Annotated in this window: 30 protein-coding genes, 1 tRNA gene and 1 riboswitch; of the genes, 16 read left to right on the top strand and 15 right to left on the bottom strand. The window is 65.0% G+C overall.

Going from position 1 to position 26657, the window contains the following annotated elements; all coding sequences use genetic code 11:
• Positions 1 to 7: 7 nt before the first annotated feature.
• The 8 genes from ACT6QU_RS16305 (at position 8) to ACT6QU_RS16270 (ending at position 6635) form a co-directional block, all read left to right on the top strand.
• The gene (locus tag ACT6QU_RS16305) at positions 8 to 1216 is read left to right on the top strand and encodes an acetyl-CoA C-acetyltransferase (RefSeq protein ID WP_444564577.1); all 1209 of its coding nucleotides are present in this window, start codon (positions 8 to 10) and stop codon (positions 1214 to 1216) included.
• A gap of 22 nt (positions 1217 to 1238) precedes the next feature.
• Positions 1239 to 3455: a 3-hydroxyacyl-CoA dehydrogenase NAD-binding domain-containing protein gene (locus ACT6QU_RS16300; RefSeq protein ID WP_444564576.1), complete on the top strand. Its 2217-nt coding sequence runs from the start codon at positions 1239 to 1241 to the stop codon at positions 3453 to 3455.
• A gap of 99 nt (positions 3456 to 3554) precedes the next feature.
• Positions 3555 to 4100, top strand: coding sequence for a thioesterase family protein (locus ACT6QU_RS16295; protein ID WP_444564575.1), 546 nt, complete (start codon positions 3555 to 3557; stop codon positions 4098 to 4100).
• 46 nt (positions 4101 to 4146) lie between these two features.
• Entirely contained in the window at positions 4147 to 4353 is a 207-nt protein-coding gene (locus ACT6QU_RS16290) for a hypothetical protein (RefSeq protein WP_444564574.1), read from the top strand.
• A complete protein-coding gene (locus ACT6QU_RS16285) occupies positions 4343 to 4639 on the top strand; it encodes a type II toxin-antitoxin system RelE/ParE family toxin (protein ID WP_444564573.1) in 297 nt (98 codons plus the stop codon). The genes ACT6QU_RS16290 and ACT6QU_RS16285 overlap by 11 nt, the downstream gene beginning before the upstream one ends.
• Entirely contained in the window at positions 4636 to 5253 is a 618-nt protein-coding gene (locus ACT6QU_RS16280; protein WP_444564572.1) for a 2-hydroxychromene-2-carboxylate isomerase, read from the top strand. Before ACT6QU_RS16285 ends, ACT6QU_RS16280 begins: the two co-directional genes overlap by 4 nt.
• A 67-nt stretch (positions 5254 to 5320) precedes the next feature.
• On the top strand, positions 5321 to 5956 hold the full coding sequence (locus tag ACT6QU_RS16275; RefSeq protein WP_444564571.1) for a S24 family peptidase: 636 nt from the start codon (positions 5321 to 5323) through the stop codon (positions 5954 to 5956).
• Between the two features lies 1 nt (position 5957).
• The gene (locus tag ACT6QU_RS16270; RefSeq protein WP_444564570.1) at positions 5958 to 6635 is read left to right on the top strand and encodes a thermonuclease family protein; all 678 of its coding nucleotides are present in this window, start codon (positions 5958 to 5960) and stop codon (positions 6633 to 6635) included.
• Here the strand turns inward: ACT6QU_RS16270 and ACT6QU_RS16265 are convergent, their stop codons facing one another.
• Entirely contained in the window at positions 6636 to 8291 is a 1656-nt protein-coding gene (locus ACT6QU_RS16265; RefSeq protein WP_444564569.1) for a lysine--tRNA ligase, read from the bottom strand.
• Between the two features lie 166 nt (positions 8292 to 8457).
• Between ACT6QU_RS16265 and ACT6QU_RS16260 the strand changes: the two genes are divergently transcribed.
• Entirely contained in the window at positions 8458 to 8916 is a 459-nt protein-coding gene (locus ACT6QU_RS16260) for a tellurite resistance TerB family protein (RefSeq protein WP_024588522.1), read from the top strand.
• On the opposite strand, the gene ACT6QU_RS16255 is transcribed toward ACT6QU_RS16260, so the two are convergent.
• Together ACT6QU_RS16255 and ACT6QU_RS16250 are read right to left on the bottom strand one after the other, a co-directional pair.
• A complete protein-coding gene (locus ACT6QU_RS16255; RefSeq protein ID WP_444564568.1) occupies positions 8913 to 9746 on the bottom strand; it encodes a transporter substrate-binding domain-containing protein in 834 nt (277 codons plus the stop codon). The genes ACT6QU_RS16260 and ACT6QU_RS16255 overlap by 4 nt on opposite strands.
• Positions 9743 to 11032: an ATP-binding protein gene (locus ACT6QU_RS16250; protein ID WP_444564567.1), complete on the bottom strand. Its 1290-nt coding sequence runs from the start codon at positions 11030 to 11032 to the stop codon at positions 9743 to 9745. The genes ACT6QU_RS16255 and ACT6QU_RS16250 overlap by 4 nt, the downstream gene beginning before the upstream one ends.
• Before the next feature lie 80 nt (positions 11033 to 11112).
• Between ACT6QU_RS16250 and ppk2 the strand changes: the two genes are divergently transcribed.
• A complete protein-coding gene (ppk2, locus tag ACT6QU_RS16245; RefSeq protein WP_444564566.1) occupies positions 11113 to 12015 on the top strand; it encodes a polyphosphate kinase 2 in 903 nt (300 codons plus the stop codon).
• Here ppk2 and ACT6QU_RS16240 read toward each other — a convergent pair.
• Complete coding sequence (locus tag ACT6QU_RS16240) at positions 11975 to 13771, bottom strand: glycosyltransferase family 2 protein (RefSeq protein WP_444564565.1); 1797 nt, start codon at positions 13769 to 13771, stop codon at positions 11975 to 11977. The two genes, ppk2 and ACT6QU_RS16240, sit on opposite strands and share 41 nt — an antisense overlap.
• Positions 13772 to 14124: 353 nt before the next feature.
• On the bottom strand, positions 14125 to 14733 hold the full coding sequence (locus ACT6QU_RS16235; RefSeq protein WP_444564564.1) for a CDP-alcohol phosphatidyltransferase family protein: 609 nt from the start codon (positions 14731 to 14733) through the stop codon (positions 14125 to 14127).
• A gap of 136 nt (positions 14734 to 14869) precedes the next feature.
• Here ACT6QU_RS16235 and apaG point away from each other — a divergent pair, with 136 nt between their 5' ends.
• Complete coding sequence (gene apaG / locus ACT6QU_RS16230; protein ID WP_444564611.1) at positions 14870 to 15262, top strand: Co2+/Mg2+ efflux protein ApaG; 393 nt, start codon at positions 14870 to 14872, stop codon at positions 15260 to 15262.
• Here apaG and ACT6QU_RS16225 read toward each other — a convergent pair.
• The 6 genes from ACT6QU_RS16225 to ACT6QU_RS16200 all read right to left on the bottom strand — a co-directional run bounded on the left by ACT6QU_RS16225 (position 15255) and on the right by ACT6QU_RS16200 (position 19445).
• On the bottom strand, positions 15255 to 15512 hold the full coding sequence (locus ACT6QU_RS16225; RefSeq protein ID WP_444564563.1) for a hypothetical protein: 258 nt from the start codon (positions 15510 to 15512) through the stop codon (positions 15255 to 15257). The two genes, apaG and ACT6QU_RS16225, sit on opposite strands and share 8 nt — an antisense overlap.
• Positions 15513 to 15575: 63 nt before the next feature.
• The gene (locus ACT6QU_RS16220; protein WP_444564562.1) at positions 15576 to 15749 is read right to left on the bottom strand and encodes a hypothetical protein; all 174 of its coding nucleotides are present in this window, start codon (positions 15747 to 15749) and stop codon (positions 15576 to 15578) included.
• 108 nt (positions 15750 to 15857) lie between these two features.
• Positions 15858 to 16214, bottom strand: a complete 357-nt coding sequence (locus ACT6QU_RS16215; RefSeq protein ID WP_444564561.1) for an MliC family protein — start codon at positions 16212 to 16214, stop codon at positions 15858 to 15860.
• A gap of 2 nt (positions 16215 to 16216) precedes the next feature.
• Positions 16217 to 17206, bottom strand: coding sequence for an Hsp33 family molecular chaperone (locus ACT6QU_RS16210; protein WP_444564560.1), 990 nt, complete (start codon positions 17204 to 17206; stop codon positions 16217 to 16219).
• Positions 17207 to 17313: 107 nt separating this feature from the next.
• Positions 17314 to 18231, bottom strand: coding sequence for an ornithine carbamoyltransferase (gene argF / locus ACT6QU_RS16205; protein WP_444564559.1), 918 nt, complete (start codon positions 18229 to 18231; stop codon positions 17314 to 17316).
• 11 nt (positions 18232 to 18242) lie between these two features.
• Positions 18243 to 19445 carry an aspartate aminotransferase family protein gene (locus ACT6QU_RS16200; RefSeq protein ID WP_444564558.1) on the bottom strand — a complete coding sequence of 401 codons (1203 nt, stop codon included), beginning with the start codon at positions 19443 to 19445 and terminating at the stop codon, positions 18243 to 18245.
• A 361-nt stretch (positions 19446 to 19806) separates the two neighbouring features.
• On the opposite strand from ACT6QU_RS16200, the gene ACT6QU_RS16195 reads away from it, so the two are divergent.
• Positions 19807 to 20304 (top strand): GcrA family cell cycle regulator, encoded by a 498-nt coding sequence (locus tag ACT6QU_RS16195; RefSeq protein WP_444564557.1) that lies wholly within the window; start codon positions 19807 to 19809, stop codon positions 20302 to 20304.
• 2 nt (positions 20305 to 20306) lie between these two features.
• Here ACT6QU_RS16195 and phoU read toward each other — a convergent pair whose 3' ends face one another.
• Positions 20307 to 21035, bottom strand: a complete 729-nt coding sequence (gene phoU / locus ACT6QU_RS16190) for a phosphate signaling complex protein PhoU (protein WP_024588509.1) — start codon at positions 21033 to 21035, stop codon at positions 20307 to 20309.
• A 169-nt stretch (positions 21036 to 21204) separates the two neighbouring features.
• Between phoU and ACT6QU_RS16185 the strand changes: the two genes are divergently transcribed.
• The gene (locus tag ACT6QU_RS16185) at positions 21205 to 21936 is read left to right on the top strand and encodes a helix-turn-helix transcriptional regulator (RefSeq protein WP_444564556.1); all 732 of its coding nucleotides are present in this window, start codon (positions 21205 to 21207) and stop codon (positions 21934 to 21936) included.
• A 12-nt stretch (positions 21937 to 21948) separates the two neighbouring features.
• Here the strand turns inward: ACT6QU_RS16185 and ACT6QU_RS16180 are convergent, their stop codons facing one another.
• Positions 21949 to 23133, bottom strand: coding sequence for an O-succinylhomoserine sulfhydrylase (locus ACT6QU_RS16180; RefSeq protein WP_444564555.1), 1185 nt, complete (start codon positions 23131 to 23133; stop codon positions 21949 to 21951).
• 55 nt (positions 23134 to 23188) lie between these two features.
• A riboswitch (SAM riboswitch) is annotated at positions 23189 to 23265 on the bottom strand.
• A 78-nt stretch (positions 23266 to 23343) separates the two neighbouring features.
• Between ACT6QU_RS16180 and ACT6QU_RS16175 the strand changes: the two genes are divergently transcribed.
• Positions 23344 to 24435, top strand: coding sequence for a 2'-deoxycytidine 5'-triphosphate deaminase (locus ACT6QU_RS16175; protein ID WP_444564554.1), 1092 nt, complete (start codon positions 23344 to 23346; stop codon positions 24433 to 24435).
• Here ACT6QU_RS16175 and ACT6QU_RS16170 read toward each other — a convergent pair.
• The gene (locus ACT6QU_RS16170; RefSeq protein ID WP_444564553.1) at positions 24377 to 25201 is read right to left on the bottom strand and encodes an ion transporter; all 825 of its coding nucleotides are present in this window, start codon (positions 25199 to 25201) and stop codon (positions 24377 to 24379) included. The two genes, ACT6QU_RS16175 and ACT6QU_RS16170, sit on opposite strands and share 59 nt — an antisense overlap.
• Positions 25202 to 25324: 123 nt before the next feature.
• Between ACT6QU_RS16170 and ACT6QU_RS16165 the strand changes: the two genes are divergently transcribed.
• A tRNA-Gly gene (locus ACT6QU_RS16165) sits at positions 25325 to 25398 on the top strand.
• Between the two features lie 61 nt (positions 25399 to 25459).
• Positions 25460 to 25723, top strand: coding sequence for a DUF6460 domain-containing protein (locus ACT6QU_RS16160; RefSeq protein WP_444564552.1), 264 nt, complete (start codon positions 25460 to 25462; stop codon positions 25721 to 25723).
• On the opposite strand, the gene ACT6QU_RS16155 is transcribed toward ACT6QU_RS16160, so the two are convergent.
• Positions 25724 to 26626 carry a histone deacetylase family protein gene (locus tag ACT6QU_RS16155; protein ID WP_444564551.1) on the bottom strand — a complete coding sequence of 301 codons (903 nt, stop codon included), beginning with the start codon at positions 26624 to 26626 and terminating at the stop codon, positions 25724 to 25726. It lies immediately after the preceding gene.
• Positions 26627 to 26657: the final 31 nt, after the last annotated feature.

Here is a 26657-nt window from a genome sequence, read left to right as displayed (position 1 = left end):
AACCCCGATGACTGACGTATTCGTCTACGACGCCGTGCGCACGCCGCGCGGCCGCGGCAAGAAGGACGGCTCGCTGCACGAAGTGCCGGCCGTGCGCCTCGGCGCCAAGGTTCTGGAAGCCGTGCGCGACCGCAATGGCATCGACACCGCCAATGTCGACGACATCATCTTCGGCTGCGTCGACCCGGTCGGCGAAGCCGGCTCCGTTATCCCGCGCTCGTCCGCATTCGAGGCTGGGTACGACATGAAGGCGCCCGGCATCCAGCTCTCGCGCTTTTGTGCCTCGGGCCTCGACGCCATCAATCTCGGCGCGGCCAAGATCGCCGGCGGCTCGGACGAACTCGTCGTCGCGGGCGGCGTCGAATCCATGTCGCGCGTCGGCATGGGCATGTCGGGCGGCGCCTGGTTCATGGACCCCTCGGTCGGCCTGCCCGGTTATTTCATGCCGCAGGGCGTCTCCGCCGACCTGATCGCGACGAAGTACGGCTTTTCCCGCGACGACGTCGACGCCTATGCCGTCGAGAGCCAGAAGCGCGCGGCCAACGCTTGGAAGAACGGCTACTTCAAGAATTCGGTTGTGCCGGTGAAGGACCAGAACGGCCTCACCATCCTCGATCATGACGAGCACATGCGCCCGTCGACCGACATGCAGTCACTGGCCTCGCTCAACCCGTCCTTCGTGATGCCGGGCGAAATGGGCGGCTTCAACGCCGTCGCCATCCAGCGCCATCCGGAAGTCGAGGCCATCAACCACGTCCACCATGCCGGCAATTCCTCCGGCATCGTTGACGGCGCGGCGGTCGTGCTTCTCGGCTCGAAGGAAGGCGGCGAGAAGCTGTCGTCCAAACCCCGCGCGCGTATCAGGGCGTTCACCAATATCGGCTCCGAACCGGCGCTGATGCTCACCGGCCCGGTCGACGTGACCGAAAAGCTCCTCGAGCGCGCCGGCATGCAGCTTTCCGACATCGACCTCTTCGAGCTCAACGAGGCCTTCGCCTCGGTCGTGCTGCGCTACATGCAGGCCTTCGACATCCCGCATGACAAGATCAACGTCAATGGCGGCGCGATCGCCATGGGCCATCCGCTCGGCGCGACCGGTGCGATGATCTTCGGCACCGTGCTCGACGAACTGGAGCGCCGCGATTTGAACACCGCACTCGTCACGCTGTGCATCGGCGCGGGCATGGGCACCGCAACGATCATCGAGCGCGTTTGAGCCGGGCGGAGGAGATTTGACTATGGCTGACTACAAGAACTTCACTGTCGAAACCGATGCCGACGGCATCGCCCTCGTCACCTGGGACATGCCCGACCGTTCGATGAACGTCTTCACCGAAGAGGTGATGGACGAACTCGACAAGATCATCGACCAGGTCGCCGGCGACGCCGCGATCAAGGGCGCGGTCATCACCTCGGGCAAGGACACCTTCTCCGGCGGCGCGGACCTGACCATGCTCAACCGCATGCTCGGCATCTTCACCAAGGAAAAGGCGACCAATCCGGACGCCGCGATGAAGATGCTCTTCGACGGCGCGGGCCGCATGTCGTGGCTCTGGCGCAAGCTCGAGACCAGCGGCAAGCCCTGGGTCTCGGCCATCAACGGCACTTGCATGGGCGGCGCGTTCGAATTGTCGCTCGCCTGCCACGGCCGCGTGGCGGCCGACAGCGACAGCGTCAAGATGGCGCTGCCCGAGGTCAAGGTCGGCATCTTCCCCGGCGCCGGCGGCACGCAGCGCGTCCCGCGCCTGACCGATCCGCAGTCGGCCCTCCAGATGCTGACGACCGGCCAGAACCTGTCGCCGAAGAAGGCGAAGTCGATGGGCCTGATCCACGAGATCGCCGCCCCCGACAAGCTGATCGAGACCGCGAAGGGCATGATCAAAAATGGTCTCAAGGCCACGCAGCCCTGGGACGAAAAGGGCTTCAAGCTGCCCGGCGGTCCCGTCTATTCGGCCGCCGGCGCAAATCTCTGGCCCCCGGCGATCGCCATCCTGCGCCGCGAAACCTACGGCAACTATCCGGCCGCGTCCGCGATCCTGAAATGCGCCTATGAGGGCCTTCTCGTGCCCTTCGACACCGCGCTCAAGATCGAGCAGCGCTACTTCACCGAGATCCTGCGCTCGACCGAAGCGGCGATGATGATCCGTTCGCTCTTCATCTCGCTGCAGGAACTGAACAAGGGCGCCCGCCGCCCGGCGGGTGTCGCGCCGACCAAGTTCTCCAAGATCGGCGTCCTCGGCGCCGGCTTCATGGGCGCGGGCATTGCCTATGTCACGGCCAAGGCCGGCATCCCGGTCGTCCTCCTCGACCGCGACATGGCGTCGGCCGAAAAGGGCAAGGCCCATTCGGAAGGCCTCGTCGACGGCGCGATCAAGAAGGGCCGCGCCAGCGAGGAGGACAAGCAGAAGCTGCTCTCGCTCATCACCGCCACGGATGACTACGCCAAGCTCGAAGGCTGCGACCTCGTCATCGAGGCTGTGTTCGAGGATTCGGAAGTCAAGAAGGGAGCGACCGAGAAAACCGAGGCCGTCATCGCCGAAAGTGCGATCTTCGCCTCCAACACCTCGACCATCCCGATTTCGGGCCTGGCGAAGAACTCGAAGCGTCCCGGCCAGTTCATCGGCATCCACTTCTTCTCGCCGGTCGACAAGATGATGCTCGTCGAGATCATCATGGGCGAGAAGACCGAGGACAAGGCGCTCGCCACCGCCATCGACTATGTCCGCGCGATCAGGAAGACGCCGATCGTCGTCAATGACACGCGCGGCTTCTACGTCAATCGCTGCGTTCTGCGCTATATGGCCGAAGCGTTCAAGATGCTGATCGAGGGCGTCCCGCCGGCGATGATCGAAAACGCGGCCAAGATGGCCGGCATGCCGGTCGGCCCGCTCGCGCTGACCGACGAGACCGCGATCGACCTCGCGCAGAAGATCATGAAGCAGACCATCCGCGACATGGGCGAGGGCGCCGTCGACCCGAAGCAGTTCGAGCTGATCAACACCATGGTCGACACGCACGGACGCCACGGCCGCAAGAACGGCAAGGGCTTCTACGACTATCCGGCGAAGCCCGCCAAGAAGCATCTGTGGCCGGAGCTGAAGACGCTCTACCCGCAGCAGGACGCTGACAGCGTCGACGTCGAGGAGCTGAAGCAGCGCTTCCTCGTCGTCATCGCGCTGGAGGCCGCGCGCGTCATGGAAGAAGGCATCGTCACCGACCCGCGCGAAGCGGATGTCGGCTCGATCCTCGCCTTCGGCTTCGCGCCCTATACGGGCGGCGCGCTTTCCTACATCGACGGCATGGGCGTCAAAAACTTCGTCGCGCTCGCCGAAAAGCTCGGCGCCAAGTATGGCAAGGAGTTCGACGTGCCGGCGCTCCTGAAGGACATGGCCGCCAAGGGCGACACCTTCTACCAGCGCTTCGATCCCTACGCAGGTGCCAAAAAGGCGGCCTGATACGATCTCTAGGCCGTCTTTCCTCTCCCCCAGTTTCGGGGGAGAGGTGGCTCGGACGAAGTCCAAGACGGAGTGGGGGCCTTTTTCCCGGAGCCAAGAATGTACGTTTGGGGGCGCCTCGCGCGCATGGTCGCCACTGCGAAATCGCGCGGCCCGTTCCGTCCGGGCGACGAAAGCCGGCTGAAATTCCGCTGCCTGCCGTCGGATATCGACCGCAACATGCACTTGAACAATGCGCGCTACATGATGCTGGCCGATGTCGGCCGCGTCGACATCTTCCTGCGCCTCGGCTTTTTGAAGCTCGCGCGCGAGCGCGGCTGGGGCCCGATGATGGGCGGGCTGCAATCGGTCTATGTCCGCGAGATCAAGCTGTGGCAGCGTTTCGAGGTCGTCACGACCGTCGAGACCTGGACCGATCGCCATTTGATCGGCCGTCACCGATTCCTGCACGAAGACGGCCGCACCGCCGCCGTCATCATGACGACGGCAGGCGTCTACGATCGGAACAACCGCCGCTTCGTGCCGATCGACGAACTCATCGCTGAGCTCGGCATCGAAGCCACCCCACGCCCTCTTCTACCTCAGGAAGAAGCCTTCCTCGCCTCCCATCAAGGCTTGCGCGATCTTGCGAAGTCCTCACATTGACGCAAGGATTGGAGAAGGCGAGAATGGCGTAAAGCCGGAGAATGTGATGACCAAACTCGAACTGGCCGTGAAGGACGCCGCGCAGCTTCCTCCTGATCTGCAGGAGCGATTGGGCGAAGACCTCTTGCACGTTGTGCATCGCATTCTCGCGCTGCAGGACGAGTTGGCTATCGGCATCGAACAGCTTGATCGCGGCGAGGGGATACCGGGCGAAGAAGTCATGGCGGACTTGAAACGGCGCTATGGCGCTTGAGATCATCTTCGCCCCCGCTGCGCAAAAGGATGTTGACAGCGCCGCGCGATACCTCTCGGCGAGGAACCCCGAAGCGGCAGCCAATATGCTCCGGCAACTCGATCGTACCTTGGAGTTGATGAGCGGTCGCCCATTCATGGGGCCGGTCGTTTCTGCCGGCAAATATCGCGACATGCGCAAGATCACGATGCCGCCCTATGCCGTCTACTATCGCGTCTTGGGGAACTCGATCGAAATCGCTCGCATGCTCCATCACGCGCAGGAAAGCGAACGACGAAAGCTATGACCCGCATCATTGACTACTACCTCATCGGCTCCTCGCCCTACGCCTATCTCGGCCACAACGCCCTGCATGAGATTGCCGCGCGTCACGGCGCGACGATCCGCTACAAGCCGATCGACATCATGGGCGTCTGGGCGAGCTCAGGCTCGGTCCCGCTCGGCCAGCGCACGCCGCTGCGCCAGCGCTACCGCCGCGTCGAACTGCAGCGCTTTCGCGAAATGCGCGGCCTGACGCTCAATCTCGAGCCGAAATTCTTCCCCGTCGATTCCGCCCTTGCCGACCGCGTCGCCATCGCGCTCGTCGAAGCCGGCGCCGACCCCGCCGGCTATCTGTGGCGCGTCCATGAGGGCGTATGGGCGAAGGACGAGAACATCGCCGACCGCGCGCAACTCGCCGCCTACCTGACGGCCGAGGGTCACGATGCGGACGCGATCCTCGCCGCCGCCGATACGTCCCAGATCGAGGAAAGCCGCAAGGCCAACACGCAGTCGGCCGCGGCGAGCGACGCCGTCGGCGCGCCGGTCTACGTGCTCGATGGCGAAGCCTTCTGGGGCCAGGACCGGCTCGACCTGCTCGATGCCATGCTGGCGACCGGCCGCGCCGCCTACCGGCCGTGAGGCTGGACAAGCCGGCCGTGTCGCGCTAACACGTCAAAGGTATATTTTCCTCTAGCGGGGTGGCGCCATGCTCTCCCATGACAAGGTCTGGGCCGCGATCGATGCGCTGGCCGCGCGCAATGCGCTGTCGGCGTCGGGGCTCGCCAAGCGTGCGGGCCTGGACTCCACCGCCTTCAACAAGTCGAAGCGCCAGTCCGCCGATGGCCGTCCGCGCTGGCCGTCGACGGAATCGCTCGCCAAGGTCATGGACGCGACGGGCGCCTCGATCGACGATCTGCTCGGCCTGTTCAAGGCCGATGGCGAGGCGCGCCCGGCGTCCTCGACGGTGCCGCTGATCGGTTTCGCGCAGGCTGGCGCCGGCGGCTATTTCGACGATGCGGGCTTTCCCGCCGGCCATGGCTGGGATCAGGTGCCGCTACCGGCCGGCGCGGGCGAGGGCGCCTATGCCCTGACGGTGCAGGGCGATTCCATGCTGCCACTCTACCGCGACGGCGACGTGCTGATCGTCGACCCGGCAGCGCAGGTCCGCAAGGGCGACCGCGTCGTCGCCAAGACTTCCAGCGGCGAGGTGACCGCCAAGGTTCTGGCACGGAAAAGCGCGAAGATAGTCGAACTCCAGTCGCTCAACCCGGACCACCCCGACCGTTCCATCCCCGCAGATGACATCGTCTGGATGGCGCGGATCGTCTGGGCGAGCCAGTAGCATGCGGCCGACCGCGCTCCTCGTGGGTGTCGGCGGTCTGGTCCTGGTCGGCGCCATCGTGTTCGGCTGGGGCCAGAGCGAACTGGCGTCGGGTCCGTCCGACCGGCAAGTTTCGGAAACCCCGCCCGTCGCGCCTGAGCCAACACCGTCCGCGCCAAAATCCGAGCGCGTCGGCCGCCCCGTCGCGCCGACGATCGCTGCCCCGCCCGTCGACATCACGCAACTTGAGCGCGTCGCGCCGCGCGAACCGCTGAGCCCGCTCGGCGCGCCGGAAGACCCGGCAACCCGCCCGCCGCGCGAAACGCTCCTTCATCGGCCCGTCGCCATCGATGCCGGCACGATCGAGGCGGAAGGCCACCGTGTTGCGCTGAAGGGAATCGAGATCGTCGCCGCCGACGAGACCTGCGGCGAGGGCGGCCGGTCCTGGCCCTGCGGCGTCCATGCCAGAACGGCCTTCCGCAACTATCTGCGCGGTCGCGCCATCGCCTGCACCGTGCCCGGCACGCCGGGCGGCGAGACGATCGTCAGCCGCTGCAAGCTCGGCCCTGCCGATCCCGCCGAATGGCTGGTCACTCAAGGCTGGGCACATGCGGCGCCCGGCAGCGGCTACGAGGATGAGGAAAGGGCGGCGAGCGAAGCCGGGCGCGGCATACACGGCGCCGCCCCCGGCTCGAATTGACTACTGCAATTCGCCCTTGAGCGCCTTGTCGATCAGTACCCGCGTGTTGTCGATGCCGTAAAGGGCCACGAACGATCCGAAGCGCGGCCCGCGCTCCTGCCCGATCAGCACCTGATAGATCATCTGGAAGAAGGCGACCGAAACGCCCGGCCCGCCGGTCGGGCTCTTCTTGGCATGGTCCTGGTAGCGCTCGATCGAGCGCGCCACGTCGAGCGCCGCATTCTGGATCGCTTCGCCGTCGGCACCGACGGGTAGGGCCGCGAGACCGGCCGACAGCGCAGCCAAGGCCTCCCGCTCCGCCTCGTCCGGTGCGCGGAATGCCTTCGTCGGCTTCACGAAATCGTCGAAATAGCGGATCGCATAGGCGGTCAGCCGGTCGAGTTCAGGATGTGTCTGCGGCGTCACGCCCGGTGCATGGCGCGAGATGAAGCCCCACAGCACCGCCTTGTCGTGCGCGTTCGACGCCGAGACGAGGTTGAGCAGAAGCGCGAAGGTCACCGGCAGTTCGATCTGCGGCGGATTGCCGTCATGGATGTGCCAGACGGGATTGCCGAGCCGCTCCTTCCAGTCCTGCCGCGGATAGGCGGCGAGGAACTGGTAATATTCGTCGACCGCGCGCGGGATGACGTCGAAATAGAGCTTCTTCGCCTGCCGCGGCCGCTGGAACATGTAGAGCGCCAGGCTTTCGGTGGGCGCATAGGTCAGCCATTCGTCGATGGTCAGCCCGTTGCCCTTGGACTTCGAGATTTTCTGGCCGTTCTCGTCGAGGAAGAGCTCGTAAACGAAATGCTCCGGCGCCCGTCCACCAAGCGCCTCGCAGATCGCGTCATAGACGCCCATGTTGGGCCCATGGTCCTTGCCGAACATCTCGAAGTCGACGCCCAGCGCGGCCCACCGCGCGCCGAAATCCGGCTTCCACTGCAGCTTTACCTGGCCGCCGGTCACCGGCAGCGTCGTCTCCTCACCATCCTCGTCGTCGAAGGTGATGGTGCCCGCCTCCGCGTCCACATTCTTCATCGGGACATAGAGCACGCGACCGGTCTTCGGCGAGATCGGCAGGAACGGCGAATAGGTGGCGCGGCGTTCTTCGCCCAGCGTCGGCAGCATGATGGCCATGATGTCGTCATAGCGTTCGGCGACGCGCCTCAAGATCGCGTCGAGCTTGCCCGTCTTGTAATATTGCGTCGCGCTGGCGAACTCGTAGTCGAAGCCGAACGTGTCGAGGAAGCGGCACAGCATCGTGTTGTTGTGGTCGGCAAAGCTCGCATAGTCGCCGCCGAACGGGTTCGGCACGGCGGTCAGCGGCTTGTGCATGTGCGGCTCGAGAAAGGCGCGATCCGGCACGTTGTCGGGAATCTTGCGCATCCCGTCCATGTCGTCGGAAAAGCACAAGAGGTTCGTCGCCACCTTGTCCTCGGTCAGGATGCGGAACGCATGGCGCACCATAGAGGTACGGGCTACCTCGCCGAACGTGCCGATATGCGGCAGGCCGGATGGCCCATAACCGGTCTCGAACAGCACGGTCTTCGGCCAGTCCTTGCCTTCGTAGCGTTTGACGATCTTGCGCGCTTCCTCGAACGGCCAGGCTTTCGATACCTTCGCCGCTTCGAGAATTTCCGGGGTCAAATGGAGCGCGTTCGATCCTGTGGTCGCCATCGTGTCGATATCCGGTTTCTGGAAGCCCGCAAGCCAGCGGGCGGGCATGGTCTATGCTTGCAAGGGGCGAGCGTCAATCTTTGGCGGCCCCGGCCATGCCGATTGCATTGCGGTTCGGCGGTGTCGCTCCTAGATTTGAGACTGAATCCAGAAGAGGGCGAGAACCATGGCGAAGACGAAACCCGAGGAAGCCTACCGCGTCCGCGAGCCCGCGCCCAAATTGTCGCCGCAGGAGGCGATGGTCTACATCATGGTCATCACCTCTGCCGCCGACCGGGACATGGGCGACGAGGAACTCGCGCGCATCGGCGCGATCGTGCGCACGCTCCCTCTCTTCGCCGGGTTCGACCAGGCCGGAACGCTGCGCGTCGCACAGGCCTGCCAGAAGGCGCTGGCGGCGGAGGGCGGCCTGCCGGACGTTCTGGAGGCGATCCGCGACGCGCTGTCGCCGCGCCTGCGCGAGACGGCTTATGCGCTGGCCGTCGACGTCGCCGCGATCGATCTCGACATCCGCGAGGAGGAGGACCGCATCCTCGACATCGTCAAGGCGCGTTTCTCCATCGACCCGCTCGCCGCCGCCGCCATCGAGCGCGCCGCAGCGATCCGGCACCGCGTGGAAGACTAGAAGAAACTCACCGGGAAATAGCGCAGGTAAAGCTCTGCGAAGCGTCCGCTGGCGTCGATTTCGCGCAGGGCGGAATCGAATGCGGTCGCCAGGTCTGCATTGTCGCGCGCCACTGCGATCGTCAGCCCCTGGCCGAGATGGTCCGGCGCGAGATAGGGCCCACCGACAAGGGCGCAGCAATCCTCCGGTTCGTCTCCGGCAAGCCAGTTGGCGATGCGCAAACCATCCGCAAAGGCGGCGTCGATCCGCCCGGCCTTCAGGTCGCGCAGCATCCAGTCGGCGCGCGAGAACGGCACCGGTATGGCATCGGCGAAATGCGCGCGCAGGAGAGCTTCATGCGCCGAGCCGGCGACCACGCCGATCCGTTTTCCGGCCACCGAGCGGTGGAGCGGCTCGGCAAGACTCGCCGAACGAGCCGCCACGAAGCGGGCGGGAAATTTGAGATAGGGTCGCGTGAACGCCAGGTCTTCGCGCAATTCCGCCGTTGGCGCCAAGCCGGCGATGATCGCCTCGCCGTCCCCGTTTTCGAGCGCCGGCACGAGTTCGTCCCACGGCAGTGCCTGGATCTGGCAGACGGCATCGAGAGACAATTGCCGGCATATGTCGCGCGCGAGATCTACATTGAAACCGGTCAACTGATTGTTCGCGTCGAGAAAGTTGAACGGCGCGAAGTCCACCGTCGTCAGGAAGCGAATGCGGGGCAGGTCCGTGACCTGCGGCCGCTCGATGCGCTCGCGCGCATCCCAGAAGCTGGGAATCTGCGGGCTTTGCGCCGCAGCCTGCATCGGGAGGGCCGCAAGCAGCAGAAAGAGAATGGCGGCGCGCATCATCGGGCGGTCTGGTCCTTGGCAAGCGGCAGGTGCATGGTGAAGGTCGCGCCGTCGCCCGGCGTCGAGCGGATCGTCAGCCTTCCCTTGTGACGGGTCAGGATATGCTTGACGATGGCAAGACCAAGGCCCGTCCCCTTCTGCGCCCGGCTGGTTTCCACGTCGACGCGGTAGAACCGCTCGGTGACGCGCGGAATATGCTCGGCCGGAATGCCCGGCCCATGATCGCGAACCGAAAGCGCGGCTTCCTCGTCGTCGCTCGACAGCGTGATGTCGAGCCGCTTGCCGGCCTGTCCGTACTTGCAGGCGTTCTCGACCAGATTTTCGACGACCTGGACGATCTCGTCGGCATTGGCCAGTACGCGCACGGGCTGTGCCGGCAGGTCGAGCGTAAGCTCCATTTCGTTATCGCGGATCATCTGGCCGAGTGAATCGGTGACCTGCCGCGTCAGCGCCACGAGGTCGACGGCCGTCCCCGCGCCGGCGAGCGGCTTCATCTCCAGCCTCGACAGCGACAGGAGGTCGTCGATCAGCCGCGCCATCCGGCCGGTCTGGGTGTGCATGATCTGGAGGAACCGCTCGCGCGCCTCGGCATCGTTGCGCGCTGGGCCGCGCAGCGTCTCGATGAAGCCGGAGATCGAGGCGAGCGGCGTGCGCAATTCGTGGCTGGCATTGGCGATGAAATCGGCTCGCATCCGGTCGATCCGCCGGGCTTCGCTCTGGTCTCGAAAGTGAAGCGCGAAACGGCCGTCCTCGCCGATCCGCGTCACGCTCACCTTGAAGCTCCGCTCGATCGGAACGCGCTCGGCATAATCGATGGGCCGGACATGGCTGCCGGCAAGCGCCGCTTCGATCAGATCGTGCATTTCCGGGCTGCGGAAGCGCAGCGCGACGAGTTCGCCTGGCTGGATGCGGCCGAAGGCGAGCGACGCCGCCGCATTGGCGATCAGGACGACGCCGTTCGCGTCGCACACGATCAACGGGTCGGCGATGGCGGCCGCCAGTTCCAGTCCGCTCGGATGCGCTTCGTGCTCGGGATCGCCGCCGAGGGCGCGCGCGGACGCTGAGATCGCGGGCTGCCTGCGCGGCGCGCCGGCCTGCATGATCGCTGCGGCCAGCACCGCCATCGCGGCGATCAGGCCCAGAATTGGCCGCCCCGCGACGCCTGCCACCAGCGCGATGGAACCGAGCGATACGCACACCACGACCGCCTGATCGCGCAGGCGCATGCGCCAGCGCGCGCCAAGCCGTCTGGCCGACGAAAGCGATGCGGAACTGTCGCTTGCCACCTTTGCCCCTCGTTCAACTTCGGCTGGACCGGAACCTGGCCCCCACATAGCATGAACCCCGAAAATCGAAAGGATATCCGATGAATGCGACGCTTTTGCCCGGCGATCCGATCGCGCCCCTACGCCTGAACGTTCGCGGCAAGGAGCGCGTGTTCGACATCGACGATCCCGACCTGCCGGACTGGATCGACGAGCATCACCTGACCGCCGACGCCTTCCCGTATGCCGAGCGCATGCCGAAGAAGGAATACGAGGCGGCGCTCGAGAAGATGCAGGTCGAACTCGTCAAGCTGCAATACTGGCTGCAGAAATCCGGCGAGCGCGTGATGATGCTTTTCGAGGGGCGCGACGCCGCAGGCAAGGGCGGCATGATCTTCGTCATCCGCCGCTACATGAACCCCCGCACCGCGCGCAACGTCGCATTGACCAAGCCGTCCGAGGTCGAGCGCGGCCAATGGTACTTCCAGCGCTACGTCGCCCATTTCCCCACCGACGGCGAATTCGTCACCTTCGACCGTTCCTGGTACAATCGCGGCGTGGTCGAGCCGGTGATGGGCTTTTGCACGCCGGCGGAAACGGAAAAGTTCTTCCGCGAGGTGCCGACCTTCGAGGCGACCCTCGTCGACGACGGCATCCACCTTTTCAAGTTCTGGCTGAACATTTCGCACGAAACCCAGCTTAAACGCTTCCACGACCGTCGCCACGATCCGCTGAAGACATGGAAATTTTCGCCCATCGACGTCGCCGGCATGTCGCGCTGGAATGACTACACCGCGGCGCGCGACGCGATGCTGGAACGCACGCACAGCCAGGTATCGCCCTGGATCGTCGTGCGGGCCAACGACAAGCGCCGTGCCAGACTGGCCGTCATGTCGCGCATCCTGCGCGCGCTCGCCTATGATGGCCGCGATCTCGACGCAATCGAGTCGATCGATGCCAGCATCATCGCCGATTATCGAGCCGCAGCGCCTCTGCCGGGGTGATCGCCTCGCCGGTTTGCCGCCGGACGAGAATCCGGCTCGGCGGATGCGGCGTCTTTTCCCAGTGATGGGGCTGGCGGATCAGGTGCCAGACGGCACGCCACGCGCCATGCGATAGGGCGAGCCAGTAGAGCGGAGTCGCGGCCGCCACCGTCCAGAAGCCGGGCCGCTCGGAAGACGCCAGTGTGCGCCTTCCGAGGATCAGGAAAGCCGTGTAGCCGGCGGCGACGTTGAAGATGTCGAGCGCCAGGATTGCCGCATGGTTGGTCGGAAGCGCACCCTTCACCGCAAGTGTCGTGCCGAGCGCGATGATGGTGATGACGAAGAACACATGCGCCAGCGCGGAAAGCACCATTCCCGCGAACAGCACCTGCATGAGCATGAAATTGCCGAAGCCGAGATCGCGCATCAGCGTGCGCGGCGAACGCATGTGCACGAGCCAGGTCTGCATCCAGCCCTTGAACCAGCGCGTGCGCTGCGGCAGCCACGTGTCGTAGTCCGCCGGCGCCGTCTCATGGGTCGGCCGCGTGATCAGGTCGACGCGATAGCCGAAGCGCGTCAGCCGCAAGCCCAGGTCGGCATCCTCGGTGACATTGTAGGGGTCCCAGCCGCCCACGGCGTCGAGCGCCTCGCGCCGGAAGTGGTTGGACGTCCCGCCAAGCGGCAGCAGTGCGTTCCACGACGCCAGCCGGGGCAGAAGCCCGCGAAAGAGCGCCGCATATTCGAGCGCGAACAGGCGTGGCAGCAGCGGCCGCGAACGTGAGATGACGAGCGGCGCCTGCAGACAGCCAAGCTCGCGACCCTCGCGGCTGAACCGATCCCACGCCTCGCGCAACTGCAACGGGTGCGGCCGGTCCTCCGCATCATAGAGCACCACGAACTCGCCCTTGCACTGGGGCAGGGCGTAGGCGAGGGCCTTCGGCTTCGTGCGCGGATTGCCGGCCGGCACGACGATCACCTCGACGCAAGGATGCAGTTCATGCGCAGCGAGCGCTGCGCGCGTCGCCGCATCGTCGCTCTCGCAGATCAGCTTGATCTCCAGTCTCGATCGCGGCCAGTCGATCTTGCCGAGCGCAACGAGCAGTTCGGGCACGATGTCGGCCTCGTGCCGCAGCGCCACCAGCACGGAGTAGATCGGCACCGGCGCGCAAGGGTCGGTCTCGATCCGGGCAAGCTTCAGCGGCCTTGCGACCATCGCCGCCGCGACGCGCAGCAGGACGCAGGCAAGGAATGCCAGGCTGCCGGCCGCGTGGATGACCAGCGCCAACCGGCCGAAGTCGAAAATGGCGAGTGCGGCAAAACTTGCGCCGAGCAACCCGAGCACGAAGCCCTGATACCCCGTCATCACGGTCCGCGCCGAATGCGAGGGCGCGGCCTCGGCAAGTCCCGAGACGGCCGCACGCATGAGCGAAGCGCGGCTGCGCGCCTGGATCGCCTTGCGCAAAGTCGTTGGCGCGACGATGCGCAGGCGCTGGCGAAATTCCGGTTTGCCGCGGGTCAGTCGCACGAGGTCGTCGACGGAGGCGTTGAGCGGAGCGACCAGCAGCAACGGGCGCTCATGCGAATAGTAGAAGAGGGGCGGCAGATCGCCGTCGCGCGACAGCGCCTCGAACCGCACCGCCGTGCGCATCACGACGAGCGACGGTTCGATCTGTTCGAGGAAGGGGAGGCCGAGCAGCGTGGCGAGCGCGCGGCAATAGCGCTCTTCGGTGACGACCTGCGCCGCGATCAGTTCCGCCGCGAGGCTCGTCCCGTTCATCCTGCATCGGGCCGAAGCCGTTGCGAGGTCAGCGGGCGTCAGGCCAAGTGCACGCGCGAGTTCTTCGGCCGGCGGCGGTGTCCGCAAAGCCGGCTCTTGAGTGCAATCCGTCACGAAAGACGTTCGCGGACCGGAAACATCGCCGATGGCGGTGCTCTCAGCCGCGTCGTCGAGCATGCCTAGACAGCCCCGCGCAGGACATGGTCGTCCTGTCGGCAACCCGCAAAGTTCGTCATCGAGGCCCGTCCCGCCCTGAAAGCTGCACTTTCGTGCAACGTTAGGTTTAGTTGTAATTGTTGTCCAGTCGAAATCTCTTCGCTGTAACAGTCTAGCCGCGAAAGACTCGGTCGAACCTAGTTGCGGAAAGTCCGGGCGGCGATGACGATGCGCGAAACGGCGGTATAGAAGCACAACGCGGCGAAGACGAATGCGAGCACCACGAACCATTGCGGAAACAAGCAGAAAGCGACGAAAAAGGCGATCGTCTCGGTCGCCTCGGCCAGTCCGGTGGTGAAAAAAAGCGATTTTTCCCCCCTCGCGTCGGTCGACAGGCCACGCTTTTCGGCCATGACCGCATAGGCGAGGAAGCTTGCGCCATTGACGTAGAACGACAGGATCAGAACGGCGCCGGCAACGGCATTTGCGGACGGATCGGCCAGCACGAAACCGAGCGGGACCAGCCCGTAAAATGCGAAGTCGAGCACGATGTCGAGATAGCCGCCGAAATCCGACTTGCGCGTGTGGCGGGCGACCGCTCCGTCGAGGCCGTCGCAGATCCGGCTGAGGAGCAGCAGGAAAAGTCCGCTCAGATAGGCTTCGAGCGCAATGGCGACGAAGGCTGCGAGCCCGGCCGCGAAAGCTGCCAGGGTGACGGCGTCCGCGGTGACGCCGCTTCGCGCAAGGATCGATCCGGCGCGGTCCAGCGCCGGATCGATCCTTGCTCGTGCCCAGCCGTCCAGCATTGCATTGCTCTCCTCGGTTCGGTCATAGGTGAAAGCGCGACGGCCGCATGATCACTTTCGCTTCAACTTGCACGCGCCACGCACCCAAAGCGTCCCCGTATGCGTTATTTTTCAAGGAGTGAGTGTGAACAAGCCGATGTACCGGACGACCACCAGCGGGATCGAGGTCACCGTGGAGCCCTTTTTTCTCGAGGAGCGCTCCCAACCGGAGGTTGGCCGCTATTTCTGGGCCTATCGCGTCACGATCGCAAATCGGGGCACGAAGGCCGTCAAGCTCGTCTCCCGGCACTGGCGCATCACCGATGCCAGCGGAAAGCTCGAGGAGGTGCGCGGCGCCGGCGTCGTCGGCGAACAGCCGGAACTGGAGCCCGGCGACAGCTTTCAGTACACCTCTGGCTGCCCGCTCGCCACGTCGTCCGGCTTCATGGTCGGTGACTATACGATGCGCGACGAGGCCGGCCGCGAGTTCGACGTCGCCATTCCCGCCTTCTCGCTCGACTTTCCCGGCGAGCGCCATTCCGTCAACTGAGCGTATCCTCGCCGTCGCCGGCGACCGGAAAGAGCGAGCGGTCGACCAGAGCGCGCCCGAAGCGCAGCATCAGATCGGCAGCCAGCGTCTGGTCCCGTCCGAGATGCCGGTTGTAGGCCTTGCCGGCGGCGAAGTTCATTCGCTGAGCGGCTTCGGGATCGATCTGGTGGATGGCCTGCGCGAGAAGGACGGCGATCTCGCAGACGGCCTCTGCAATCTCTTCCTCGTGGCCGGCTGACAATGCGGGCATGCTTATTCCGATCGGCTGTGATTCACGGCCGACCTTGGCAGCTTATGGTTTCCGCAATGCTAATCAGTTGAGCGGGGCGCCCGCAGCAGCCGGCCCGGAGCAATCCGGATTCGACCATTCGTCGCAAGGCGAACCCGCGCGGTCTGCCCGCCCGACCGTGTCGGACGTCACCAGTTCCGCAAAGCCTGCCGCAAAACCCGCGACGAGGAGCCAGATTATTGCCAGTCTTATGATCATCGTTCATCCGGTAGCGATGCCCCCCGCTTGCCGAATTCCGGGGCATACTGCAACCGCACGCTTGATGAAGGTTTAAGTCACACGTTAACAAAAGTGGCGCAATTGTGGCTAAGGCTGCTCGATGCACGACGCCAGAGGCGCGTCTCCGTCGTCGGCCATTTCGTCCAAGAGCGTCGCCTCGCTGCCTTTCGACCACCACACATAGCGTCCGCCGACGTAGCGCACACCGGAAGCGGCAATGCCGGCCGAAGCCACGATCCGCTCGCCTTCCCAATCGAAAATCGCAAGCGATACCGGCCCGGCATTGACGTAGCGCACGTCGATTCCGGTCGATCCACAACGATAGGCAAGGGTGGTTTCCCCGACCTCCGTCCCGGGAAAATCGATCATCACTTCGCCGGCCCGGGCGGCCGGAGCCGCCAGAGCCGCAATGAGTAGAAGCGAAGGCAGAAGCCCTTGGGCCATCTTCAATTCCGCGTGACGAAGTCGGTCGGATCGAACTCGTAATGGGTCGAGCAGAACTCGCACGAAACCTTGATCTTCCCGTCCTCGATGCTGTCGGAGATTTCCTCTTCCGTGAAACCGTCGAGAATTCCGCGGATTTTCTCGCGCGAGCAGGAGCAGTCGTCGATGACGTCCGCGCCTTCGAAGACGTGGACGCCGTGCTCGTGGAAGAGACGGTAGAGAAGGCGCTCGGGGCCGACGGTCGGATCGATCAGCTCGTCCGCCTCGACGGTCGAGACCAACGCCTGCACCTCGGCCCAGGCATCGTCGGTCGGATCGGGCATCTCACCATTGTCGCCGTCGCCGCCCGGAAGATCGGGCAGGCGCAGCCGCTCGGGCGCCTCGGGCAGGAACTGCGAGAGCAGACCGCCGGAACGCCAGTGCCCGTCGAAGCCGTTCTGGCCCTTGATCATCTGGCGCGCGACCGACAGCCGAACCTCGGTCGGAATCTGCTCCGATTGGCGGAAATAGGTGCGCGCGGCGTCTTCGAGCGAAGTCGAGTCGAGCTGGACGATGCCCTGGTAGCGCTGCATGTGCTGGCCCTGGTCGATGGTCAGCGCCAGGACGCCCTTGCCGAGGAGATCGGCGGGCGACGCCTTGCCGGCCGCGCTCGCCTCCGCCATGCGCTCGGCATCGAAGCTCGCATAGGCGCGCAGTGAGCCGGGCGTGGTGAAGTCGGCGACAAGCATGTCCACCGGCCCGTCCGAGCGGGTCTGGAGAATGAACTTGCCGTCGAATTTGAGGGAGGTGCCGAGAAGCACGGTCAGCGTCATCGCCTCGGCGAGCAGCCGCGCGACGGGCTCGGGATAATCGTGCCGGCCGAGGATCGCGTCGAGGATCGGGCCGAGCTGGACGACGCGGCCGCGCGCGTCGAGCGGGCCGACCTGAAACGGAACGACGGTGTCGTCACCGGCGAAACCGAAATCGCCGAGCTTTGCATGCGGTGCAGTCACGGGAACATTCCTATCCTCGGGGAAGCGCGATTATCGCCGCGCCGCGCCCGCTGGCCAAGCCAGATCTATCAACTGTGCCCGGCAGATAGGTGCCGCGCCGCGTTCAATCAAGCGCCGAAGCACCACGCAAGCACGGCCTTCTGGGCGTGCAGCCGGTTCTCCGCCTCGTCGAAGACGACCGAATTGGGTCCGTCGATGACCTCGTCCGTCACCTCCTCGCCGCGATGGGCGGGCAGGCAGTGCATGAAGAGGGCATCCGGCTTCGCGCCGGCCATCAATTCGGCATTGACCTGATAGGGCTGGAAGACGTTGTGGCCGCGCGCGCGATGCTCCTGGTTCATCGAGACCCAGGTGTCGGTGACGACGCAATCTGCGCCCGCAACCGCTCGGTCGGCGCTGTCGTGGAATTCGATGCGGCCGCCATTGGCCCTCGACCAGTCGACGAATTTCGCGTCCGGCTCGCTGCCCGCGGGAACGGCGATGCTCAGCCGGAAATTGAAGCGCGCCGACGCTTCGGCCAAAGAGTGCAATACATTGTTGCCGTCGCCCGTCCAGGCGAAGAGCTTGTCCTCGACCGGGCCGCGATGTTCCTCGAAGGTCATCAGATCGGCCATGATCTGGCACGGATGCGTGTCGTCGGTCAGGCCGTTGATGACCGGGATCGTCGCGTGCTCGGTCATTTCCAGCAGGCGGTCGTGCTCGGTCGTGCGCATCATGATGGCATCGACATAGCGCGACAGGACGCGCGCGGTGTCGGCGATCGTCTCGGACCGGCCGAGCTGCATCTCCGTGCCCGTCAGCATCAGGGTCTCGCCGCCGAGCTGGCGCATTCCGACGTCGAAGGAGACGCGCGTGCGGGTCGACGGCTTGTCGAAGATCATCGCCAGCACCTTGCCTTCCAGCGGACGCTCGCGCTCGCCCGCCTTGAGGCGCGTCTTGCGCGCGCGCGCGTCGTCCAGGATGGCGCGCAGCTCGCCCGATGCGATGGCGGAAAGGTCGGTGAAATGCCGGAATGCTGAAGCCATGATCTCGTTTCTCAGGCGGCCGAGCCGGCCTTGCGCGCGGGCAGCGCGAGGTCCGATGCGGCTTCGCGGATCGCTTCGACGGCGATGCGGATTTCCTTGTCGGTGACGTTGAGCGGCGGCAGCAGGCGGACGACGTTGTCGCCGGCAGGCACCGCCAGGAAATTATGCCGCCTGAAGGCGAGGTTCACTTCGCCATTGGGCATCCGGCACTTGAGGCCGAGCATCAGCCCCGACCCGCGCACGCTCTCGAAGACCTCCGGGAATTCGTCGACGACCGATGCGAGCGACTGCTTCAGGAGCAGGGACTTGCGCTTGACCTCGTCGAGGAAGCCCTCTTCGAGGACGACGTCGAGCACGGCATTGCCGACCGCCATCGCGAGCGGATTGCCGCCGAAGGTGGTGCCGTGAACGCCCGGGACCATGCCGGATGTCGCCTCTTCGCTGGCAAGGCAGGCGGCGAGGGGAAAGCCGCCGCCGATGCCCTTGGCGATCGCCATGATGTCCGGCGCCATGCCCGACCACTGATAGGCGAACAGCTTGCCGGTCCGGCCGATCCCGCACTGGACCTCGTCATAGATCAGGAGCAGGCCGTGTTGGTCACATAGCGCGCGCAGGCGGCCGAGCATGTCGGCCTCGATCGGCCGGATGCCGCCTTCGCCCTGCACCGGCTCGACGAGAATGGCGGCCGTTTCGTCGGTGATCGCCTTTTCCAACGCTTCGAGGTCGCCGAACGGAACCTGGTCGAAGCCCTGCACCTTCGGGCCGAAGCCTTCGAGATATTTCGGCTGGCCGCCCGCCGCGATCGTCGCCAGGGTGCGGCCATGGAAGGCGCCCTCGAACGTGATGATCCGATAGCGCTCCGGCTGGCCCCTCGCATAATGATAGCGCCGCGCCGTCTTGATCGAGCATTCGAGCGCCTCGGCGCCGGAATTGGCGAAGAACACCTTGTCGGCGAAAGTGGCGTCGGTCAGGCGCTCGGCGAGCCGGGTCTGTCCGGGGACCTCATAGAGGTTGGAGACGTGCCACAGCTTTTCGGCCTGCGTCTTCAGCGTCTCGACCAGATGCGGATGCGAATGGCCGAGCGAATTGACCGCGACGCCGGCCGCGAAATCCAGATAGCGCTCGCCGCTTTCCGTATAGAGCCAGACCCCTTCGCCCCGTTCGAAACGCAAGGGCGCGCGGTTGTAGGTTTCGAAAAGGGCCGAACCGCCCATGGCCTCACTCCATCCGGGGGACGCGATCAAAAACAAAAAATCCGCCTCGAGGGCGGCTTCTGCCCGTCTTTATCAGCGTTCGCGGGCGCGCTGTCAATTCTTTGCAACGCAGCGTCATGCGCCGGGGCAATGCGACAGATCGGCGACAGACGAAGCGCCCAAGTTGGGGAAAACCGAAAAAACAGAATCGGTGTGTCCGGCCGACTCTTGTCACCGAGTCGGCGCATATTGTAGTTTCGGGCCAGTAAAGAACTAGATTTCGTGCGGCGGATCTAATCACCAAGCTCAACGCGGTGCCCACTCGGCAGTTGCCGGGCGGGAAAGGATTCGGATTCCGCACCTCACTTAGGAGCGTGTCGCCATGAACTGGACCGACGAGCGGGTGGAACTTCTCAAGAAGCTTTGGGCCGAAGGCCTGAGCGCCAGCCAGATCGCAACCCAGCTCGGTGGCGTCAGCCGCAACGCGGTCATCGGCAAGGTCCATCGCCTGAAGCTGTCCGGCCGGGGCCGTGCCTCCTCCGCAACGCCGCGTCCCAAGAAAACCGCCCCGTCGGCCCCCAAGGCGCCGCGCCCGAGCCGCCCGATGACGACCACGATCGGCGCGACCGCCCTTCAGGCCCGCTTCGACGCGCAACCGGAAGCCGCGCCCGCGCCGCGCCTGTCCAGCGTCGTCGTGCCGCTGTCGCGCAATCTCAAGCTGATCGAACTGTCGGAACGCACCTGCAAATGGCCGAATGGCGATCCGCTGGCCGAGGAATTCTCGTTCTGCGGCAACGACGTCGGCGATTGCGGCCCTTACTGCGCCTATCACTCGCGCGTCGCCTACCAGCCGGTCGCAGAGCGCCGCCGTCGCGGGTAAGGCTACTGCGCCGCGAACCGCGCGGCGTCCATCACCACGCGATGGCTCTCGTCCTCCTTGGGACGCTCCGGCGGCAATTGCTCGCCCGTGACGATGAAATAGACCGTCTCGACGATGTTGGTGGCGTGGTCGCCGATGCGCTCGATGTTCTTGGCGCAGAACAGGAGATGCGTGCAGGCGGTGATGTTGCGCGGATCTTCCATCATGTAGGTCAGGAGCTCGCGGAACAGCGAGGTGTACATCGCGTCGATCTGCTCGTCGCGGTCGCGGATGAACGGCACACGCTCGACCGAACGCGTCGCGTAAAGATCGAGCACATCCTTGAGTTGCGTCAAAGCAAGGTCGGAAAGCGCTTCGAGCCCACGGAAGAGGCGGGGCGGCTGGCGCGTCTCGGCGACGGCGCCGACGCGCTTGCCGATGTTCTTGCCCATGTCGCCGACGCGTTCGAGATCGGCCGCGATGCGGATCGCGCTCAGAATTTCGCGCAGGTCGCCGGCCATCGGCTGGCGCCGGGCAATCAGCGCGACGGCCTTTTCGTCGATCTCCCGATGCGCCTCGTCGAGGGCCTTGTCCGCCTCGACGACGTGCCGCGCGAGCGTCAGGTCGGCATTGACGAGCGCCGCGACAGACTGTTCGACCAGCCGCTCGGCCTGGCCGCCCATCGCCGCGATGCGTGCGCCGAGCCTGGCCAGATCCTCGTCATAGGCTCGGACGATGTGACCTGACGACATGTCATTGCTCCAGAATCAGTTCGCTCAAGTTTAGGTGCCGGACATGACGGAAAAAAGAACCCGCCTTCATGACCGCTGCAAATGGCGCCGCGCACAAGTGAAAGTTGTTGCGTGACATCAGTTTGAGCCCATACTATCGTTTCACACCGGATACAAAAGGGCATCGGCCGTGCGCTCCTTCGACGAGACGCTTCAATTCGCATCCGACCTGCAATCCGCCCATGCCATCGACACCGTTCGAAACAAGTTCCTGTCGCTGACCTCGCTCTATGGTCTCGACCGGGTGCTCGTCGGCACGCTGCCCGATGACGGTCTCAGCCCGGAGGACCAGAAGGCCCACGTGCTGATGCATAGCTGGCCCGAGGAATGGCTGGATCACTATGTGGGCGAAGACTATCTCGAATGCGACCCGCTGGTCGACATCATTCGAAACGGGCCGCGTCCCGTCCCCTGGAAAGGGGCCAGCGCTCTGCCCGGCCTGTCGCCCCGCGCACGCCTGATGTTCGACGAGGCAAGCGAATTCAAGATCAAGGAAGGGCTCGTCCTTCCGATCATTACGCTCGAGGGTGTCGTCGTCTTCGTTTCGCTGTCGGGCGAGATGCTGGACATCGATCCTTTCGAGATCGGCACGCTCCAACTGGCGGCGACCCACGCGGTGACGCGGGCGCTGCAATTGTCGGAGATCGCAAGGGTGCAAAGCACCCGGCCAGAACTCACCGCGCGCGAGCGCGAGTGCATAAGGTGGGCCGCGCTCGGCAAGTCGGAATGGGAAATCTCGCAGATTCTCGGCATTTCCGAACACACGTCCGAAAAGCACCTGCTCAGCGCCAAGACCAAGCTGGGCGCCGTCAATCGCGTGCAGGCCGTCGCCGAGGCCATCCGCCTCGGCTACATCACCTAGCCGCTCGCCGGCCTAGACGGTCTCCAGCGCCCGGTCGAGATCGGCGATCAGATCGTCGGCGTCTTCGAGACCGACCGAAAGCCGCACCGTGCCGGGCGTGATCCCAAGTTCCATGCGCGCCTCTTCCGTCAGGTTCTTGTGGGTCGTCGTCGCCGGATGCGTGATCAGGCTCTTGGCATCGCCCAGATTGTTGGAAATCCTGACGATGTCGAGCGCGTTCTGGAAGCCGAACGCACCGGCCTTGCCACCTCTCGTCTCGAAGCAGACGAGCGTCGACCCGCCCGTCATCTGGCGCGCGATGATCTCGGCCTGCGGATGATCGTTGCGGCCGGGATAGATGACGCGCGAAACTTTCGGGTGGCAGGCGAGATGCCCCGCGATCCGCGCCGCACTCTCCGTCTGCTGCTTCACCCGGATCGGCAGCGTTTCCAATCCCTTGAGGAGCGTCCACGCGTTGAACGGCGACAGCGACGGTCCGGTGTGGCGGAAATAGTCGTGCAGATTTTCGTCGATCCATTTCTTGTCCGAAAGGATGATGCCTCCAAGACAACGGCCCTGGCCGTCGATGTGCTTCGTCGCCGAATAGACGACGACATGGGCGCCGAGTTCGAGCGGCTTTTGCTGCAGCGGCGTCGCGAACACGTTGTCGACGACGACTCGCGCGCCGATGCCGTTGGCGATCTTCGCGACCGCCGCAATGTCGACGACTTCGAGCGTCGGATTGGTCGGGCTTTCGAGGAAGAAGAGCTTCGTATTGGGCCGCACCGCCGCTTCCCACTGGGCAAGGTCGCAGCCGTCGACGAGCGTCGACTCGATGCCGTATTTCGGCATCAGCGTCTCGACAACCCAGCGGCAGGAGCCGAAAAGCGCCCGCGCCGCGACCACATGGTCGCCCGCCTTCACCGAGCAGAGAAGGGCGGCCGAGATCGCCGCCATGCCCGACGCCGTCGCCCGCGCATCCTCGGCGCCTTCCAGCGCGCACATGCGCTTTTCGAACACATCGACCGTCGGGTTGGCGTAGCGCGAATAGATGAAGCCCGGCTCGTCCCCCTTGAAGCGTGCTTCGGCCGATTCCGAACTGTCGTAGACGAAGCCCTGCGTCAGATACATCGCCTCCGACGTCTCGCCGAACTGCGAGCGTACAGTCGCGCCATGGACGAGTTGGGTGGCGGGCTTCCAGTTCTTCTCGTTCGACATCGGCATCATCCAGACACAAAAAAACCGGCCGCGAACAGTCGCGCCGGTCCATACAGCCTTGCGGCCCACGGTCCTTTAGCGACTTGTTTTACGTGGCTGCAAGCCGACCGGCAAATCACCACGGGATAAAGCGCCGTCTACCGGCTTTCTCGCCTTGCGTCAATTCGTGTCCTGTTTAAACCTCCCCGCCAGTCTAGAGGGGTGAACAGGGTGCGTCAGACGGGAATATTGCCGGACCGGCAGATCGGCGAACTGTTCGCCAGCGGCGCTCTGTCCTGCGACAGGGCTCTCGACGCCGACCAGATCCAGCCCGCCAGTCTCGACCTGCGCCTCGGCAAGCGCGCCTACCGTGTCCGCGCCAGCTTCCTGCCGGGGCCGGGCAACCGCGTCGCCGACAAGCTCGAACGTTTCAAGCTCCACGAATTCGACCTCGAGGCCGGCGCCGTCCTGGAAACGGGCTGCGTCTACATCGTGCCGATCCTGGAGAAGCTGAAACTGCCGGCCAACATCGCCGCCTCGGCGAACCCGAAAAGCTCGACCGGCCGCCTCGACATCTTCACCCGCGTGATGACCGATTTCGGCGCCGAGTTCGACAAGATCCCGGCCGGCTATGAAGGGCAGCTCTACCTCGAGATCAGCCCGCGCACCTTCCCGATCGTGGTCCGCACCGGCTCGCGCCTGTCGCAGATACGCTTCCGGATCGGCAACGCGCTGCTCGACGAAGCCGCGCTCCACGCGCTCCACCAGGCCGAGACGCTCGTCGCGTCGGCGAACCCCAACATTTCCGGCGGCGGCATCGCGCTCTCGATCGACCTGACCGGCGACGCAAGTGGCCTGATCGGCTACCGCGGCAAGCACCATTCCGCCGTCGTCGACGTCGACAAGCGCGCCGCGCAGGACATCCTCGACTTTTGGGAACCGCTGCACGATCGCGGCCAGAAGGAACTCATCCTCGACCCGGACGAGTTCTACATCCTCGTCAGCCGGGAAGCGGTGCACGTCCCGCCGGACCATGCCGCCGAGATGACGCCCTTCGACCCGCTCGTCGGCGAATTCCGGGTCCATTATGCCGGCTTCTTCGATCCCGGCTTCGGCCATTCGGCCGCCGGCGGCACGGGCAGCCGCGCGGTGCTCGAAGTGCGCAGCCACGAGGTGCCCTTCATCCTCGAACACGGACAGACCGTCGGCCGTCTCGTCTACGAGCACATGCTGGAGCGCCCGAAGGCGCTCTACGGCACCGACCTCAAGTCGAACTATCAGGCGCAGGGCCTGAAGCTGTCGAAGCATTTCCGTCAGCCCTGAGCGCCCGGATTTCGGCACGCAGCGCCCGCACTTCCTGCAGGATCATGTCCTGCTCGTCCTTCATCTGCGAGCGCTCCTCGGACGCGGTCGACTCGTGCTCCTCCTGCATGGCCGACACGATGATACCGATGAAGAGGTTCAAGACGGCGAAGGACGTCGTGACGATGAACGGGATGAAATAGAGCCACGACCAGGGATAGACCTCCATCACCGGCCGCACGATGCCCATCGACCAGCTTTCCAGCGTCATGATCTGGAACAGCGTATAGGCGCTCTCGCCGATGTTTCCGAACCATTCGGGGAACGACGCGGCAAAGAGCTTCGTCGCCATCACCGAGAAGACGTAGAAGACCAGCGCGAGCAGAAGCACGATCGAGCCCATGCCGGGCAGGGCCGCGACGAGCCCGCCGACGACCCGGCGCAGCGACGGCACCACGCTGACGATGCGCAGCACCCGCAGGATGCGCAGCGCGCGCAGCACCGAGAGATTGCCCGTCGCCGGCATCAGCGCGATGCCCACCACGATCAGGTCGAAGATGCGCCACGGATCGTTGAAGAAGCGGCTGCGATAGACGAGCGCCCGCGCCGCCAGTTCGGCGACGAAAACGAACAGGACCACACGGTCGACCACCAGAAGCAGCGGCCCGAACCGCGACATGATCGACTGCGACGTCTCCAGCCCGAGCGTGATCGCGTTGACGATGATGAGAATGGTGATGAAGAGTTCGAAGCGGCGCGATTCGATCAGCGTCTGCAAGCGTGTCACGTCGGGCGTCCTGGATGGAGGAAATTCGCCGCACCAGTCGCCGAGGACGGCCCCCGCGTCAACTGTCGATCCGGACAAATGCGCTTGACGCCAACCTTGACCTCACCGATTAATGAGCCCGTCGCGGGTGTAGCTCAATGGTAGAGCAGCAGCTTCCCAAGCTGAATACGAGGGTTCGATTCCCTTCACCCGCTCCAGCCGACTTGAAGCGTCCGTCTCGAATGCGTATGTGCGGCCTCGCACCAACGGAGACGCGACATGGCAGTGAACCGCTTTCTCGGCGACAGCCCCTTGCGGGTTCTGGTCAAGCTGATCGTGATCTCGTTTCTCGTCGGCATCGTCATGAGCGCGATGGGCTGGTCGCCCTATGACGTAATCTACGGCGCGCGCGACCTCGTCGTGAACGCCTACTATATGGGCTTCGACGCCTTCGGCCGCTTCATCGACTATTTCCTCGTCGGCGCCATCATCGTCGTCCCGGCCTTCTTCATTATCCGGCTCCTCAGCTACCGGCGCGGCTGATCAGGCGAATTCGGCTGCGGTCTCGAAAAGGATCGCATGGCGCGCCGCCAGCGCGTCGATGTCGTTCGAATAACCGCCGCCGATGACGCCGCAGACCGGTATGCCCCGCTCGCGGAAATTGCCGATCACGGCGCGGTCGCGGGCGCGAAGCCCGTCATCGGAGAGCGCAAGGCGCCCGAGCTTGTCGTCGCGATGCGGGTCGACGCCGGCATTGTAGAAGACGATCTGCGGCCGCGAATATTCGCTCAGCATCGGCAGGATCGCCGTCAACCGGGCGAGATACGCCTCGTCCTCCAGGCCGTCGTCGAGCGCCATGTCGAGATCGGACACCGCCTTGCGGACCGGGTAGTTCTTCGCCGCGTGCATGGAGAAGGTGAAGACCCTCGTCTCGCCCATCAGGATTTCCGCCGTGCCGTCGCCCTGATGCACGTCGAGATCGACCACCAGCGCGCGCCTGACCGTCCCTTCGGCGAGCAGCGTGTTGGCCGCGACTGCGACGTCGTTGAACGTGCAGAACCCCGCGCCCTGCGCGTGCCGCGCATGGTGGCTGCCGCCGGCCGCGTTGCAGGCGATGCCGTGATCGAGCGCCAGCCGCGCCGCCATGACGGTCCCGGCGCTTGCAAGCTGGGCGCGGCGCGAAACGCGCTCGCTGACCGGAAAGCCGATTTCCTTTTCGATCGCGGGCGGAACGGCGCAGTCCAGCACCTGCCGCACATACTCTGCGGCATGTGCCCGTGCGAGCGTGTCGAAGCCGGGCTCGTCCGGCATGTATTCGTTCTGCGCCCCAGCCACGCCCCGCTCCCGCAGCACCTCGATCAGCCGCGCATATTTGCTCATCGGAAACCGATGGTCGGCCGGAAATCGGGCATCGTAGTCGGGGTGGTGGACGATCGGCAGTTTCATCGCGTGATCAGATAGGCTTTGTTCGATATCG

The sequence above is a fragment of the Aliihoeflea sp. genome (assembly GCF_052435475.1).
Lineage (GTDB): Bacteria > Pseudomonadota > Alphaproteobacteria > Rhizobiales > Rhizobiaceae > Aliihoeflea.
The sequence above is the reverse complement of the archived record's forward strand: the minus strand, read 5'-3'. Positions and strand labels throughout refer to the sequence as shown.

Coding starts and splice junctions, on each gene's coding strand:
- ACT6QU_RS16305 (WP_444564577.1), top strand. CDS start 8: ATGACTGACGTATTCGTCTACGACGCCGTGCGCACGCCGCGCGGCCGC.
- ACT6QU_RS16300 (WP_444564576.1), top strand. CDS start 1,239: ATGGCTGACTACAAGAACTTCACTGTCGAAACCGATGCCGACGGCATC.
- ACT6QU_RS16295 (WP_444564575.1), top strand. CDS start 3,555: ATGTACGTTTGGGGGCGCCTCGCGCGCATGGTCGCCACTGCGAAATCG.
- ACT6QU_RS16290 (WP_444564574.1), top strand. CDS start 4,147: ATGACCAAACTCGAACTGGCCGTGAAGGACGCCGCGCAGCTTCCTCCT.
- ACT6QU_RS16285 (WP_444564573.1), top strand. CDS start 4,343: ATGGCGCTTGAGATCATCTTCGCCCCCGCTGCGCAAAAGGATGTTGAC.
- ACT6QU_RS16280 (WP_444564572.1), top strand. CDS start 4,636: ATGACCCGCATCATTGACTACTACCTCATCGGCTCCTCGCCCTACGCC.
- ACT6QU_RS16275 (WP_444564571.1), top strand. CDS start 5,321: ATGCTCTCCCATGACAAGGTCTGGGCCGCGATCGATGCGCTGGCCGCG.
- ACT6QU_RS16270 (WP_444564570.1), top strand. CDS start 5,958: ATGCGGCCGACCGCGCTCCTCGTGGGTGTCGGCGGTCTGGTCCTGGTC.
- ACT6QU_RS16265 (WP_444564569.1), bottom strand. CDS start 8,291: ATGGCGACCACAGGATCGAACGCGCTCCATTTGACCCCGGAAATTCTC.
- ACT6QU_RS16260 (WP_024588522.1), top strand. CDS start 8,458: ATGGCGAAGACGAAACCCGAGGAAGCCTACCGCGTCCGCGAGCCCGCG.
- ACT6QU_RS16255 (WP_444564568.1), bottom strand. CDS start 9,746: ATGATGCGCGCCGCCATTCTCTTTCTGCTGCTTGCGGCCCTCCCGATG.
- ppk2 (WP_444564566.1), top strand. CDS start 11,113: ATGAATGCGACGCTTTTGCCCGGCGATCCGATCGCGCCCCTACGCCTG.
- ACT6QU_RS16240 (WP_444564565.1), bottom strand. CDS start 13,771: ATGAACGGGACGAGCCTCGCGGCGGAACTGATCGCGGCGCAGGTCGTC.
- ACT6QU_RS16235 (WP_444564564.1), bottom strand. CDS start 14,733: ATGCTGGACGGCTGGGCACGAGCAAGGATCGATCCGGCGCTGGACCGC.
- apaG (WP_444564611.1), top strand. CDS start 14,870: ATGTACCGGACGACCACCAGCGGGATCGAGGTCACCGTGGAGCCCTTT.
- ACT6QU_RS16225 (WP_444564563.1), bottom strand. CDS start 15,512: ATGCCCGCATTGTCAGCCGGCCACGAGGAAGAGATTGCAGAGGCCGTC.
- ACT6QU_RS16220 (WP_444564562.1), bottom strand. CDS start 15,749: ATGATCATAAGACTGGCAATAATCTGGCTCCTCGTCGCGGGTTTTGCG.
- ACT6QU_RS16215 (WP_444564561.1), bottom strand. CDS start 16,214: ATGGCCCAAGGGCTTCTGCCTTCGCTTCTACTCATTGCGGCTCTGGCG.
- argF (WP_444564559.1), bottom strand. CDS start 18,231: ATGGCTTCAGCATTCCGGCATTTCACCGACCTTTCCGCCATCGCATCG.
- ACT6QU_RS16200 (WP_444564558.1), bottom strand. CDS start 19,445: ATGGGCGGTTCGGCCCTTTTCGAAACCTACAACCGCGCGCCCTTGCGT.
- ACT6QU_RS16195 (WP_444564557.1), top strand. CDS start 19,807: ATGAACTGGACCGACGAGCGGGTGGAACTTCTCAAGAAGCTTTGGGCC.
- phoU (WP_024588509.1), bottom strand. CDS start 21,035: ATGTCGTCAGGTCACATCGTCCGAGCCTATGACGAGGATCTGGCCAGG.
- ACT6QU_RS16180 (WP_444564555.1), bottom strand. CDS start 23,133: ATGTCGAACGAGAAGAACTGGAAGCCCGCCACCCAACTCGTCCATGGC.
- ACT6QU_RS16160 (WP_444564552.1), top strand. CDS start 25,460: ATGGCAGTGAACCGCTTTCTCGGCGACAGCCCCTTGCGGGTTCTGGTC.
- ACT6QU_RS16155 (WP_444564551.1), bottom strand. CDS start 26,626: ATGAAACTGCCGATCGTCCACCACCCCGACTACGATGCCCGATTTCCG.